Source organism: Streptomyces sp. NPDC056948 (assembly GCF_042674225.1).
GTDB classification, from domain to species: Bacteria; Actinomycetota; Actinomycetes; order Streptomycetales; family Streptomycetaceae; genus Streptomyces; species Streptomyces purpurascens.
Genome location: NZ_JBHUQX010000265.1, coordinates 1 through 13,437, shown reverse-complemented (window position 1 = coordinate 13,437; position 13,437 = coordinate 1). Strand labels below are relative to the sequence as shown.

The window sequence follows — 13,437 nt, the reverse complement described above, 5'->3', positions numbered from 1 at the left end:
CTCGTCACTTCGGACGATGCTCAGGCAGGCATGCTCAGCCGCCGTAGCCCAGGATCCCGCTCAGGGTCTTGCCGAGCGTCGCGACGGTGGACTTGGCCGTGCTCGGCGCCTTCCCTGTCGTGGCCTGCGGCTTCGGGTCGGGCGACTTCTTGCACACGGCGTCGGCCGTGCCGCTGCCGTGCGGCACCTTGCCGTTGGTGAGGTACGCCGCCAGGTGCTTGTCGAGGCAGGCGTTGCCGCCCAGCGTGATGCCGTGGTTGCCGCCGCCCTGCTCCACCACCAGGCTGGAGCCCTTCAGCAGACGGCTCATGGTGACACCGCCCTGGTACGGCGTGGCCGCGTCGTCCGTCGCCTGGAACAGCAGGACCGGCGGGAGCTTGGAGTTGGCGACGTTCACCGGCTTCTGCGACTTCGTCGGCCAGAACGCGCACGGGGCGTTGTACCAGGCGTTGTTCCAGGCCATGAACGGGGCCTTCTCGTACACGGCCCAGTTGTCCTTGCGCCACTGGTTCCAGTCGCGCGGCCAGGAGGCGTCACGGCACTGCACGGAGGTGTAGACGCTGTAGCCGTTGTCGCCGGAGGCGTCGATGGCGGCGATGTCGCCGTACGCCTTGACCAGCGCATCGGTGTCGTGGTTGTTGACGTAGGCCGCGAACGTCTGGGCCAGGGTGGGCCAGTAGGCGTTGTTGTAGCCGCCGGGTATGAAGATGTCCTCCAGCTCGGAGGCGCCCACCTTGCCGCCCGCCGGCTTCTTGGCGAGGGCCGCCCGCATGGCGTACCACTTGGCCTCGATCTTCTTCGGATCGGTGCCGAGCTTGTACGTGGAGTCGTACTTGGCTATCCACGCCATCAGCGCCTTGTGGCGCTTGTCGAAGGCGTAGTCCTGCTGGATGTTGTCGTCGTACCAGACCCCGGTCGGGTCGACGATCGAGTCCAGCACCAGGCGCCGCACCCGCTCGGGGTACAACTTGGCGTAGACCGCGCCGAGATAGGTGCCGTACGAGTAGCCGAAGTAGTTGATCTTCTTCGCGCCGAGGGCCTTGCGGATGGAGTCCATGTCCTTCACGGCGCTGACCGTGTTGATGTACGGCAGGACGTCCTTGTACTTCGTGCCGCAGGCCTGGGCGAAGGACTTGGCGCGGGCGAGGTTGGCCTTCTCGATCGCGGGGGTGCTGGGCACGGAGTCGGGGCGCACCGGGTCGAAGTGGCCCGGCTTGCAGTCCAGGGCCGGCTTGCTCTCACCCACGCCGCGCGGGTCGAAGCCGATGACGTCGTACTGGGCCGCGACCTCCTTGGGCAGGGAGGAGGCGACGAAACCGGCCAGCGACAGGCCGCTGCCGCCGGGGCCGCCGGGGTTGACCAGCAGCGGGCCCTGGTACGTCGAGGCGGTGTGCGGCACGCGGGAGAGCGCCAGCGTGATCTGCTTCCCCTGCGGCTTCGCGTAGTCGAGCGGCACCTTCACCGACGCGCACTGGAGCGTCGGGGAGTCGTCCGTGGCGCACTTCTTCCAAGTGACCTTCGCGGCCTGGGCGGTGTTCGCGGAGTGCGAGGCGTCGGCGCTGGCGGGAGCGGCGGTGAGGGTCCCGGCCAGGACGACGGTCGCGCCGCACAGTACGGCTGCGCTTCTTCTCATGGAGTTCTCTCAGAACGGTGAGGGGGGTCAGGCCCGCGTGTCACACGGGCCGTGCCGCATCGTTTCGGAAGAGCACGCCATGCAAATACGTATTCGACCAAGACTTGACCGAATCGAGTCATCCCATGCGATCAAACTCCTTTAAAAGAGGGGCATTTGGACCTTCGGTAACCAAACGCCCCACTCATCGCATGGGCCAGAACGTACAAGGAGCAGGTCAGGAGCCCGGGAAGGGCTGAAGGAAGCCACGGGCCCCCTCCTGGTCCTCCTTCGCATCGTCGCCGTCGCCGTCACCGTCGCCACCGCCGTCGCACTGGGTCTGCGTCGTGTTGTTCTGGGGCCCGAACAGGACAGACCAGACGATGTTCTCGAGCCCCTGCCGCTGGGTGTTGGACGTATGACACGAGGAACTCTGATTTTTGCCGCCGTCTGGCGGCGCGGCACTCTGGGCCGCGACGGGCGCGGCGGAGGTCAGGGCCGCCGCGAGGATGATGACGGCCGCACCGGCCGAGTGCGCGAGGGATCGGGGCATATAGTGCAATCGCGGAGTTTTCATGATCACACCTTGAGCGGAAAAGCGCCCGGGAGGAAGACTCACGGCCCCTCGTCCGGGCAACTCAACCCGAACGGCCTCGCGGGCCGTACGGCGCCGCCGGGGGCCCGCTTCAGGTCCGGCGCGTGGAGGGCTGCGGAGGCAGCATCACGTCTCCACTGCGCTTGAGCCGCTGCCAGGGCAGTCGGTAGCCGTTGATCGCGGTCAGGCAGGCCTGGGTGAGGACCAGATACATCACCTGGCGGTAGACGACCTGTTGAAGAGGGAGCGCCCACAGGGGCCGGAGCCGCTCGCCGTCGAGGTGGAAGGCGTACGCGGCACAGACGGCCTGCACCGCCAGCACGCCGCACCACGCGAGCACGGTGGTGAGCGGGTTCCCGAACACCAGGCCGTAGAGGGCCAGGATGTCGATCAGCGGGGCGAGCAGCGGGGTGAAGATCTGGAAGACGGCCAGCAGGGGCAGTCCGAGGCGGCCGAAACGGCCCGCGGGGCCGCGCTCGAGCAGCGCGTGCCGGTGCTTCCACGCGGCCTGCATCGTGCCGTAGCTCCATCGGTAGCGCTGGCGCCACAGTTCCCGCAGCGAGGACGGTGCCTCGGTCCAGGCGAGTGCGTCCGGCACGTAGCGGACCTCCCACCCGGCCCGGTGCAGGGCCATGGTGAGGTCGGTGTCCTCGGCGAGGGTGTCCGCGCTCACCATTCCGGCGTCCCGCAGGGCCTCGGCGCGAAAGGCCCCGACGGCACCGGGAATGGTGGGCATGCAGTGCAGCAGGTCGTACATGCGGCGGTCGAGGTTGAAGCCCATGACGTACTCGATGTGCTGCCACCGGCCGAGCAGCCGCCGCCGGTTGCCGACCTTGGCGTTGCCCGCGACGGCGCCGACGCTGGGGTCGGCGAACGGCTGGACGAGGCGGCCGACGGTCGAGGGGGCGAAGACGGTGTCGGCGTCCAGCATCACGACGAGGTCGTGGGAGGCCCGCAGGACACCGGCGTTGAGGGCGGCGGGTTTGCCGCTGTTGGGCTGCCGTACGACGGTGACGTTCTCCAGGGCGAGTGACTCCGCGAGGTCGGCGGTGCCGTCGCGGGAACCGTCGTCCACGACGATGATCTCGACGGGATGGTCGCTCGCGGCGAGGGAGCGCAGCGTCTTGGGGATGCACAGCTTCTCGTTGTAGGCGGGGATGACGACGCTGACGGGCCGGGTGACGAGCCCGTGCCCGCCGGTGCCGGGGCGCCGCCGGCGGCGGGCGTGGTGACGGGCCAGGACGAGCAGCAGCACACACCGGGCGAGGACGAGCGAACCGACCACCAGCAGCAGCGCGCTGAGGGCCGTGACCGCCGTCGCCGACACGGCGACAGCGACCACGAAGACGCGGCCGCTCCACCGGTCCGCCGTGCCGACGGGGCTGGTGAGGGTGTCGGTGCCGACGAGCTCGGAGAGCGTGGTGAAGCGATAGCCCTGGGCCTGGAGCCGGGGGATCAGAATCTCGAGGGCCTCGACCGTCTGTGACCTGTCTCCTCCCGCGTCGTGCAGGAGGACGACCGCGCCCCTGCCCGCGGTCGGTGTGGCCGCGTCGGCGATCTCCCGGGCGCCCGGCCGCCGCCAGTCGTTGGTGTCCTGGTCGATGAATGCCAGGACATAGCCCTTCTCGCCCAGGCGCCGGACCAGGGACCACTCCGGGGTGTCGAGGGCGGCGGGGGTCGAGGAGTAGGGCATCCGCATCAGCGAGGTGTGGATGCCCGCGGCCCCGGCGAGGGCGAGTTGGGTCAGCGACAGCTCACGGTCGATGTCGCTCGCGGACCGGGTGGTCAGGTCCGGGTGGGAGAAGGTGTGCACGCCGATCTCGTGGCCGGAGCGGACCACACGGCGCAGCACGTCCGGGTACCGGGCGGTCTGCTGCCCGGTGACGAAGAAGGTGCCGGGCGTGCCGTAGCGGTCGAGAACGGCCTGGATGCGGGGCGTCCAGGTGGGGTCGGGGCCGTCGTCGAAGGTCAGGACGACGGTCTTGTCCGGCGTGCGATAGGTGCGCAGATGGTCGTTGGTGGTGTCGACGACCGGGCCGCCGCCGGCGATCGAGCGGGGGACGCCGGTGGCCGATCGTCCGCCGCGTCCTTCCTGGTCACCGGCGAAGCCTCTCGTGGTGTACCCCTCGACGAGGAGGACCGAGGCGACGAAGGCCAGCAGGATCAGGGGGACGACGATGCGGAAGCGATGCCGCGGCGCCAGGGGCGCTCGTGTCCGCCGCGGACCGGGCGGCCTCGATGAGCGGTCGGGTGACCGGTCGGGGCGCCGCCGCATCAGGGGGCCTCGGCCACCGTGGGGTCGGCGGGCGGGGGCGTCTCCGCGACACCGGACGGTGCCGAGGGGCTGTTCGCCGGCCCTGTGGGCTCAGGTGCCGGTGGGGCTGGTGGGGCGGTGGTGGGCGGAGCGGGCGAGGGCGGGGCCGGAGGCGAGGGCGCGGTGGTGCCCGGCTCAGGGGCGGGAGCGGCGGGGTCATCGGGATCGTCGGGCTGCTCCGGTGAGGGTGGCTCCTGTGCCTCCGGGGCCTGCGGTTCCGGTGTGCCGGCGTCGGAAGGTTCCGGTGCGCCGGGCGGTGGGCTCCCGGGCACCAGGGGCGGGGCGAGGGAGGGGCCGGGCCCGGTGAGCCCCGGGACGAGCAGGGCGCTGGGGCCGGCCGCGTCCGAGGCGTCGCCGGGCGGTGCCAGGGGCGCCCCGCCCGGGGCCTTCGGTGCGGCGGGCGCCGCCACGTCGCCGGGGAGCAGCGCCCCCGGTGCGAAGGGCGTCGCCCCCATCAGGCTCAGCCCCAGCACCGCCATATAGGCCGCCGCACAGCCGGCCAGTCCGTAGCCGGTGCGCCGGAGATTGCGCGCACGCCGGCCGGAGGAGTCGACGAACACCGGGAGGCTCGGATCGCTCGACGGTTCCTGCCCTGTTTGCCCTCCATTGGCACGGTCAGGCGCCATAAATGTCAGCGTACGCCGCCGCGCGGCCGTCGGTCGGGTGAAGCGCCCGGCGGGCACCGGGCGCCCCTGTCGCACCGCCGTCAGGTCGCCGTGCAGCTCACACTCGGCACCGCTCCGCCCCCGGGAGCGCCTCCGAGACCGAGGCTCGCCGAAGCCCCCACCGGCACGCTCCCGTTGTGCGCGGCGTTCACCGCCGTCACGCTCGCCCCGCTCTGCGTGTACGAGGCGTTCCACATGCTGGTGACCTTCTGCGCGCCGCTCCACGTCCAGGCGACCTTCCACGAGGTCAGCGGCGTGCTGCCCGTGTTGGTCACCTTCACCTCGGCGTTGAAGCCGCCGCCCCAGTCGCTGCTCACCGTGTAGACGGCGGTGCAGGCGGCCGGGCCACCGGGGTCACCCGGCCCGCCGGGGTCCGGCCCGGAACCGCCTCCCGCGAAGCCCGGCGCCTTGATCGCCGCGAGGTATCCGTCCTTGGCGGTGTCCACGGTCTGCCAGTCGTCCTTCAGGATGCCTCCCGTGTCGCCGGAGTTGGGGTTCCAGGACCAGAACGTCCAGTGGAAGCTGTCGCCGCCGTACGCCGACGTCGACCGCAGGTATGTCACCAGCGCGGACAGCCACCTCTGGTCCACCGTCGGCTGGAGCGTCGTACCGAACTCGCCGAGCCACACCGGGGCGATGTTCTGCTTGAAGATGTAGCCCCAGTACTTGTCCCAGATCCCCGGCATGTTCGCGGGGAACGAGGGGTCGCCGAACCACGGCTGCTGGGCCACCGACGTGGCGTAGTCGTGGGCCGAGTACACCAGCCGGTTCGGCACGTCGAGCTGGACCGGGTACTGGGCCACGCCCATCAGGTTGCCGCCCCACCAGCCGTTCGTGCCGTTGTACGACTGCACGCCCTCGACCATGATCAGCAGCTCGGGGTTGGCCGACAGCACCGCGTTGCCCGCGCGCTGGGCGGCCAGACGCCAGTCGCGGGACGTGTCACCGCAGCCCCAGCAGGCCGGGTCGTGGGGCTCGTTGTGCAGGTCGATGCCGACGACGGTGGAGTTGCCCTTGTAGCGCGTGGCCAGGGACTTGAGATTCGCGATCCAGGTCGACTCGGGGACCGACGCCGTGTACCAGAGGGCCGACTGGCCGGCCGCGTCCGGGCGGTGCCGGTCGAGGAGGATCTTGAGTCCGGCCTGTCCGGCGTACGCCACGATCTTGTCCAGGACCTGCAGCGACGTCAGCCCGCGCAGGTCGGTGTTCTTGCCGTCGTGGTTGACGCTGTCGGGCATGGTGCCGGACTTGAGGATGTCGTCGCTGTAGGGCATCCGGATGGTGTTGTAGCCCAGCGACTTCATCTGGTCGATCATGCTCTTGTAGTCACGGGCCCACAGGCCGTGGACGACATGGTTGGCGGTCTCGAAGCCGAACCAGTTGACGCCGGCGATCCGGACGGGCGCTCCGGCCGCGTCCAGGATCTGGCGGCCGCTGGTGTGCCAGTAGCCGGCGCCCGCGGCCTTCGCGCCCACGTCGGCCTGTGCCGACTGCGTGCCGGCCAGCGGTAACAGGAGCGCCGCGGCAACACACAGCGCTCTACGCAGAGTGCGGAACATGTGGCTGCTTCCTCTCGGGGGAGGCGCGGCCCCGGAATCGAATGGGAGCGCTCCCATAACGCCGCGCACCTCCCAGGAAACTGACGCACCATGAACACGTCAAGCCTCCGGGAGGTGCGCGTCGCTCCGTCTACCGGCTGAGCTTCTTGAACCGCCGTACCGCCAGCGGCAGGAAGATCGCCGTCAGGATCACCGGCCACACCCCCGCCATCAGCAGCGCGTGCTGCTCGACCCAGGTGTCACCGCCGACCGGTGTGCCGAACAGCTCGCGGGTCGCGGCCGCCGTGGAGGAGATCGGGTTCCAGACCGCCACCCAGCCCAGCCAGTCGGGCATGAGCTGCGGCGCGACGAAGATGCTGGAGATCATCGTCAGCGGGAAGGCGACCGCGAAGAGACCGCCCGCCGCCTCCGGGTTGGGCACGATCAGGCCGAGCCACACGCCGATCCAGATCAGCGAGAAGCGCAGCCACAGCAGCAGCCCGAACGCGCCGAGGAAACCCAGTCCGCCGTCCGGCCGCCAGCCCATGGCGAGCGCGGTGAGCATCATGATCGCCAACTCGGCGCAGGCGACGATCAGATCGGTGACGCCGCGCCCGGCCACCACCGCCGAGGACGACATCGGCATGGAGCGGAAGCGGTCGATGACGCCCTTGGTGGAGTCGTAGACCACGACGGTCGCCGTGTTGATGAAGCCGAACGCCATGGTCATCGCGAACATGCCCGGCATCAGGAAGTCCTGGTAGTTCCCGCCGCCGGGCACCTTCATGGCGCTGCCGAAGACATAGCCGTAGAGCAACACGGACAGGATCGGGAAGCCCAGTTGCCAGGCGATATTGACGGGCTGGCGCTGGTAGTGGGTCAGGCCGCGGCGGACGATGTTCCAGCAGTCGGCGAGCAGCCAGTACGTGCCGCTCCGGGCGCTCGGCGTGCTCAGGTCGATGGCGCTCACGCCGCGGCCTCCTTCTCGGTCCGGTGTCCGGTCAGGCGCAGGAACACGTCGTCGAGGCTCGGCCTGCGCAGCCCGATGTCCTCGACGCGGACGCCCTCGTCCTGAAGGGTCCGCGCCACCTCGGTGAGCGCCGTGACCCGGTCGGCGACCGGGGCGTGCACCCGCAACTCGGTCTCGTCCGCCTCGGGTTCGCCGTCCGTGACCCGGGCGACCACCTTCACGACCCGCGGGATCTCGGCCCGCTCGGCGACCACGACCTCGATCCGGTCGCCGCCGACCAGGTTCTTCAGCCCGTCCGGGGTGTCGTCGGCGATGGACCGCCCCTGGTCGATGACGGTGATGTGCGAGGCCAGCTTGTCGGCCTCCTCCAGGTACTGCGTGGTCAGCAGCACCGTCGTGCCGCCCGCCACCAGCGCCCGTACGGACTCCCAGACCTCGCCCCGGCTGCGGGGGTCCAGGCCCGTCGTCGGCTCGTCGAGGAAGAGCACGGCCGGCGCGAGGATCATCGAGGCGGCGAGGTCGAGGCGGCGCCGCATGCCGCCGCTGTACTTGCCCACGCCCTTGTCGGCGGCGTCGGCCAGGTCGAACTGCTCCAGCAGTTCGCCGGCCCGGACCCTGGCCCGCTTGCCGCCCAGATGGAACAGGCGGCCGAACATCTCCAGGTTCTGCCGGCCCGTGAGCACCTCGTCCACCGCCGCGTACTGCCCGGTGAGCCCGATCCGGGCCCGGACCTCGCGCGGCTGCCGGGTCACGTCGAGACCGGCGACCGCGGCGCTGCCCCCGTCCAGCCGGATCAGCGTGGACAGGATGCGCACGGCGGTGGTCTTGCCCGCCCCGTTCGGCCCGAGCAGACCGTGCACCGTGCCCTCGCGCACGGCCAGGTCGAAGCCGTCGAGGGCGCGTTTCTCGCCGTACCGCTTCTCCAGCGCCTCGGCCCGTACCGCGTATCCGTCCATGCCGCCCCTCCCGCACCTGTCTTGCCGACTCTGAACTGAGTACAGCGTACCCGATTACGCGTACGTCGTACTCAGTTTTTTGCTCGGCCTCTAAGCTGGGCCCATGACGAGCGGTACGAGTGGTGCGGGCAGTACGGAGACCAGCGGCAGCGGCGACATCGGCCGCACCCTCGAACTGCTCTGGGACACCGGCCGGCGCCCCAGCCGGGGCCCCAAGCCGACCCTGACCCTGGACCGGATCGTGGAAGCCGCCGTCCAGGTGGCGGACGCCGAGGGGCTGGGCGGGCTGTCCATGCGCCGCGTCGCCGCCGAACTCGGCACCGGCACCATGTCGCTGTACCGGTACGTCCCCGGCAAGGGCGAGCTGCTCGACCTCATGCTGGACCGGGTGCAGCGCCGCTCCGACAACCCGTCCGACCTCGGCGACGACGGCTGGCGCGCCGCCCTGGAGGCTGTGGGCCGCACGACCCTCGCCCTCTACCGCCGCCACCCCTGGCTGATCCACGTCAACAACGCCCGCCCGGTTCTCGGCCCGAGCGCCGTCGACGGCATGGAGAAGATCCTCACCCGGATCCGCCCGATGGGGCTGACCGACCCCGAGCTGGTCTCCGCGGTCATCATGATCGACGGGTACGTCGTCGGAGCCGCGCGCACGCAGCTGTACGAGCGGGAGGCGGAGCACCGGACGGGCCTGACGGACGCCGAGTTCTGGCAGGCGCAGGTGCCGGTCCTGGAGAAGGCCATGGCTTCCGGCCGCTACCCGGTGATGGCCTCGCTCTCCGAGGACACCTTCGGGTCCGACTTCGACCACTTCGAGTTCGGGCTGCAGCGGATCCTGGACGGGCTCGAGGCCCTGGTGGAGCGGCGCGGCCGGTCGGCCACCTAGGGCCTGCCGGGCTCCCCTACCGTCGCCGTCGCCTCAGCCCCCGCAGCACGAACAGCACGGCACCTGCCACGGCGACGGCGATGGCGCCGTTCTTGAGGTTGCCGCTCAGCCCGTCGCCGCCGGCGCCGTCCGAGGCGGCCGAACTGCCGCCGCCGGAGGGCGAGCCGGATCCGTCGGCCCCGGGAGCGTCCTGCGGCTCCACGGGACTGTCGGCCCCCTCGGCGCCGTACATGAGCTTCTTCCCGTCGGCGGTGTAGGTGACGGACTCCCCCTGCCCGAGGAACGGCACCCCGAGCCGCTCCTTCTTCTTGATCTTCCCGCCGTTCCAGTCGTACGCGATCGCCCCGAAGTAGCTGCGTACGACGAGGTGTTGGGCGTCCGGGGAGAGCGTGGCGTCGGTGGCCTCCAGGTCGGGGACGGCCGCGACGGGCCGGAAGACGTTCGACCCGGAGGGGGAGAGCTCGGCCGGGCCCTCGTAGAGGTGCCCGCCCTTCTCGTTCTTGTCGACGATGTAGACGCGGCCGGTCTTCGGGTGCACGACGAGCGACTCGGCGTCCCGCGCGCCGTCGGAGTACTTCACGACGTACTGCGTGGCCCGGACGGTCTGGTCGCGCAGGTTCTTCGGCTCGGGCAGCCGGTAGATCCACACGTACGGCCAGGAGCCGCCGAGGTTGTCGCCGATGTCGCCGACGTAGATCTGGTTGTCCGGCCCGATGGAGATGGCCTCGACATCGCGCGGGCTGCCCACACCGGCCATGGTGATCGTGGCGACGGTCTCGCCCGTCGCGCTGTCGACGGCGTAGAGATACGCCCCGTCGTCGCTGTCGTTGTGCGTCCAGTAGATGCCGGGGTGCTGGCGGGAGGCCGCCAGGCCGCTGGACTCGGTGATGCGCGGATCCTTGATGGTGAACTCCTCGTCACCGTCGGCGGCGGAGGCGGGCACGGCGAAGGCGCCCACGAGGAGAGCCGCGGCGAGGAAGGCGAACGGTCTGCGCATGCCCCAAGACTGCCATCCCGCTCCGCGGTTCATCGGGCAACCGCCCACCATCCACACCCGCCACTCGCCCCCCACCCCCTGTGGCCCGCGTGGCCTGACTCACATCCTGTCCGGGAGCCTGAGCCTCCCGTGATCCTCCATGATGAGCGGATGCTCAGGTTCATGCCCGTAGGTGACTCCATGACGATCGGGAGCACGGGCGAACACACGTGGCGCTACCGGATCTGGCAGCACCTGTGCCGTTCCTACGGCGATCCCTTCACCCTCGTCGGCCCGCGCGAGACGCTCTACGACAAGCTCGACGAGGCCCCGACGTCGTACGCCTACGCCGAACCGGACTTCCCGCGCGCCCATCTGGCCGGCTGGGGCGAGGGCTGGCTGCACATGGCCCCGCTGATCGGCGAGGCGGTACGGAAGCACCGCGCCGACGTCCTCCTGGTCTCCCTGGGCCTCATCGACCTGGGCTTCTACACGAACGCGGAACAGACCGCCGAGAACGTCCGGGCCTTCACGGCCGAGGCACGGGCGGCGAACCGGCGGGTGCGGATGGTGTGGCTGCCGGTGACCCCGAACGTGCGGGCCCAGACGGACACGGCGTTCGCCACCGAGGTCGCCCGCTTCAACGAACTGCTGGCGAAGACGGCCGCGGACCTCGACGAGCCCGGCTCCCCCATCCTCCTGGCCTCGACCCCGCCGTCGTACGACATCCCCACCGACACCTACGACGGCACGCACCCGGGCACGAGCGGCGAGCACAAGATCGCGGCGGCCTTCGCGGAGGCGATGCACCAGGCGTGGGACCTGGGCGAGCCCTACGAGGCATAACTCTCAGCGACCACCCGAACCAGCAACTCCGCGCAGGCCCGCGCCGCCAGGCCGTCCCAGCACTCTTCTTCCTCCCCGAGATGGACGGCCCGGGCACGGGCGAGAACGGGCGGCACTCCTGAGGTCTGGACGACTTCCCCCGCGCGTGAGACTTCCCGTCAGAACCCCACATCCGCCCCCCGATACACAGGCACTTCGCGAACCCGGCTCACCTGCTCATACGCGTAAGCCAACCGCAACAACACCGGCTCGCTCCACGCCGTCCCCATGAACGTCAGCCCCACCGGCAGGCCGAAGGCGAAGCCCGCCGGGACGCTGATCGCGGGGTAGCCCGCGAGGGCCGCGGGTGTGGACGCGCCGCCGCCGTGGGCGTCCCCGCGGATCAGGTCGATCTTGGCCGGCGGCCCGTTGGTCGGCATCACCAGGGCGTCCAGGTCGTGCTCGCGCAGCACGGCGTCGATGCCCTCGGCGCGGGACAGCCGGTGGTTGGCGGCCAGCGCCTCCCGGTACTCCCGCTCGGTGAACTCCAGCCGCTCCACCGCCTCCAGGCCGTCCTGCCGTACGTAGCGCAGCTCCCGGTCGGCATGCGCCCGGTTGAACTCGATGAGCTCGGCGAGGCTGCGCGGATGGGCGCCCGGCGCCGCGGCGAGGTACGCGTTCAGCGCCCGCTTGAACTCGTAGACCTGGACGACCATCGAGCCGGGCAGATCCTCCAGTCGCTCGGCCGTGGGGATGTCGGCCGGGTCGACGATCGTGGCTCCGGCCTTGCTGAGCACGGCGATCGCGCGTTCGGCGATCTCGTCGGCGTGGTGGCTGTAGCCGAAGTAGACCGAGCGCGGCACGCCGATGCGGGCGCCGCGCAGGCCGTCCGCGTCCAGGAACCGCGTGTAGTCGCGGTGGAAGTGGCCGCGACTCGCCCGCGTCGCCGGGTCGCGGTCGTCGACGCCGACCAGCGTGCCGAGCAGGATCGCCGCGTCGCGGACCGTGCGCGCCATCGGGCCCACGCTGTCCTGGCTGGGCACACCGGGGATCACCCCACCGCGTCCGACCAGCCCGACCGTCGGTTTCACACCGACGACGCAGTTCGCCGAGGACGGGTCGATGATCGAGCCGTTGGTCTCGGTGCCGATACCGGCGACGCACAGGTTGGCCGCGACGGCGACGCCCGTGCCGGAGCTGGACTCGCTCGGGGAGCGGTCCAGCTTGTAGGGGTTGCGGGTCTGGCCGCCGCGGGCGCTCCAGCCGGCGTGGTGGGTGAGCGACATGCCGCCGGCCCACTCGCTCAGATTGGTCTTGCCGAGGATGACGGCACCGGCCTCGCGCAGCCGGGCCGCGACCGTGGCGTCCGCCGCCGGCCTCAGGCCCTCCAGGGCGAGCGAACCGGCCGTGGTGTGCATCCGGTCGGCGGTCTCCACCAGGTCCTTCAGCAGGACGGGCATACCGTGCAGCGGTCCCCGGGCGCGCCGCTCGGCGTCCCGCCGGCGGGCCTCGCGCAGGGCGTCGGGGTTGATCTCGATCACCGCGTTCAGCAGCGGGTCGAGGCGCTCGACGCGCTCCAGGTAGTAGCGGGTGAGGCGTTCGGCATCGAGTCGCCCGTCGGCCATGCGGCGGCGCAGCTCGGTGATGCCCAGCTCGTCCAGTTCGCCGGGGTGGGTGTCGGCCCGGGCCGGGGCCGTGCCGAGCCAGGGCGTGGCCGCCGCGGCGGTGCCGAGGGCGAGCACGCCTCGGCGGGTGGTGGATGACGCGGGAGTCCTCATGACCAGCACGGTAGAAGCGTGAGCGGCTCGATTCGCTGAGGCTGTCACCCGAATCGGCCCGGGAGTCCGCCCCCTGCCCGGCCGGGGGCGAGCCCGGGGTCACCCCGACGGGGCAAGCACGCTGACGCCGGTACGTGCTTGCCTCGAGCGCACTTCAAGACGTTGGCTTGGGCAGCATGAAGTACACGCAGCTCGGACGCACGGGACTCAAGGTCAGCCGGCTCGTCCTCGGGACCATGAACTTCGGTCCGCAGACCGACGAGGCCGACAGCCACGCCATCATGGACGCGGCGCTGGACGCGGGCATCAACTTCTTCGACAC

At 70.9% G+C, this 13,437-nt stretch carries 12 protein-coding genes; 3 read left to right on the top strand and 9 right to left on the bottom strand.

The window, feature by feature from the left end:
* Window positions 1–34: 34 nt before the first annotated feature.
* The 7 genes from ACFTZL_RS29095 to ACFTZL_RS29065 form a co-directional block, all read right to left on the bottom strand.
* On the bottom strand, window positions 35–1,633 hold the full coding sequence (locus ACFTZL_RS29095; protein WP_382588506.1) for an alpha/beta hydrolase: 1,599 nt from the start codon (window positions 1,631–1,633) through the stop codon (window positions 35–37).
* A 217-nt stretch (window positions 1,634–1,850) separates the two neighbouring features.
* Window positions 1,851–2,189: a hypothetical protein gene (locus ACFTZL_RS29090; protein ID WP_382588504.1), complete on the bottom strand. Its 339-nt coding sequence runs from the start codon at window positions 2,187–2,189 to the stop codon at window positions 1,851–1,853.
* 109 nt (window positions 2,190–2,298) lie between these two features.
* Window positions 2,299–4,482: a bifunctional polysaccharide deacetylase/glycosyltransferase family 2 protein gene (locus tag ACFTZL_RS29085; RefSeq protein ID WP_382588502.1), complete on the bottom strand. Its 2,184-nt coding sequence runs from the start codon at window positions 4,480–4,482 to the stop codon at window positions 2,299–2,301.
* A complete protein-coding gene (locus ACFTZL_RS29080) occupies window positions 4,482–5,147 on the bottom strand; it encodes a hypothetical protein (protein ID WP_382588500.1) in 666 nt (221 codons plus the stop codon). The genes ACFTZL_RS29085 and ACFTZL_RS29080 overlap by 1 nt, the downstream gene beginning before the upstream one ends.
* 80 nt (window positions 5,148–5,227) lie before the next feature.
* Window positions 5,228–6,745, bottom strand: a complete 1,518-nt coding sequence (locus ACFTZL_RS29075) for a cellulase family glycosylhydrolase (RefSeq protein WP_382588498.1) — start codon at window positions 6,743–6,745, stop codon at window positions 5,228–5,230.
* A 130-nt stretch (window positions 6,746–6,875) separates the two neighbouring features.
* Window positions 6,876–7,694: an ABC transporter permease gene (locus tag ACFTZL_RS29070; RefSeq protein WP_382588496.1), complete on the bottom strand. Its 819-nt coding sequence runs from the start codon at window positions 7,692–7,694 to the stop codon at window positions 6,876–6,878.
* Complete coding sequence (locus ACFTZL_RS29065) at window positions 7,691–8,650, bottom strand: ATP-binding cassette domain-containing protein (RefSeq protein WP_382588494.1); 960 nt, start codon at window positions 8,648–8,650, stop codon at window positions 7,691–7,693. Before ACFTZL_RS29065 ends, ACFTZL_RS29070 begins: the two co-directional genes overlap by 4 nt.
* 103 nt (window positions 8,651–8,753) lie before the next feature.
* Between ACFTZL_RS29065 and ACFTZL_RS29060 the strand changes: the two genes are divergently transcribed.
* Window positions 8,754–9,536 (top strand): TetR/AcrR family transcriptional regulator, encoded by a 783-nt coding sequence (locus tag ACFTZL_RS29060; protein ID WP_382588492.1) that lies wholly within the window; start codon window positions 8,754–8,756, stop codon window positions 9,534–9,536.
* Between the two features lie 16 nt (window positions 9,537–9,552).
* Here ACFTZL_RS29060 and ACFTZL_RS29055 read toward each other — a convergent pair whose 3' ends face one another.
* Window positions 9,553–10,533, bottom strand: coding sequence for a WD40 repeat domain-containing protein (locus tag ACFTZL_RS29055; protein WP_382588490.1), 981 nt, complete (start codon window positions 10,531–10,533; stop codon window positions 9,553–9,555).
* A 150-nt stretch (window positions 10,534–10,683) separates the two neighbouring features.
* Between ACFTZL_RS29055 and ACFTZL_RS29050 the strand changes: the two genes are divergently transcribed.
* Window positions 10,684–11,358 (top strand): SGNH/GDSL hydrolase family protein, encoded by a 675-nt coding sequence (locus ACFTZL_RS29050; protein WP_382588488.1) that lies wholly within the window; start codon window positions 10,684–10,686, stop codon window positions 11,356–11,358.
* A gap of 158 nt (window positions 11,359–11,516) precedes the next feature.
* Here the strand turns inward: ACFTZL_RS29050 and ACFTZL_RS29045 are convergent, their stop codons facing one another.
* Window positions 11,517–13,115: an amidase gene (locus ACFTZL_RS29045; protein ID WP_382588486.1), complete on the bottom strand. Its 1,599-nt coding sequence runs from the start codon at window positions 13,113–13,115 to the stop codon at window positions 11,517–11,519.
* A 176-nt stretch (window positions 13,116–13,291) separates the two neighbouring features.
* On the opposite strand from ACFTZL_RS29045, the gene ACFTZL_RS29040 reads away from it, so the two are divergent.
* Window positions 13,292–13,437: aldo/keto reductase (locus ACFTZL_RS29040; protein WP_382588508.1), on the top strand; the 146-nt coding region annotated here is incomplete at its 3' end.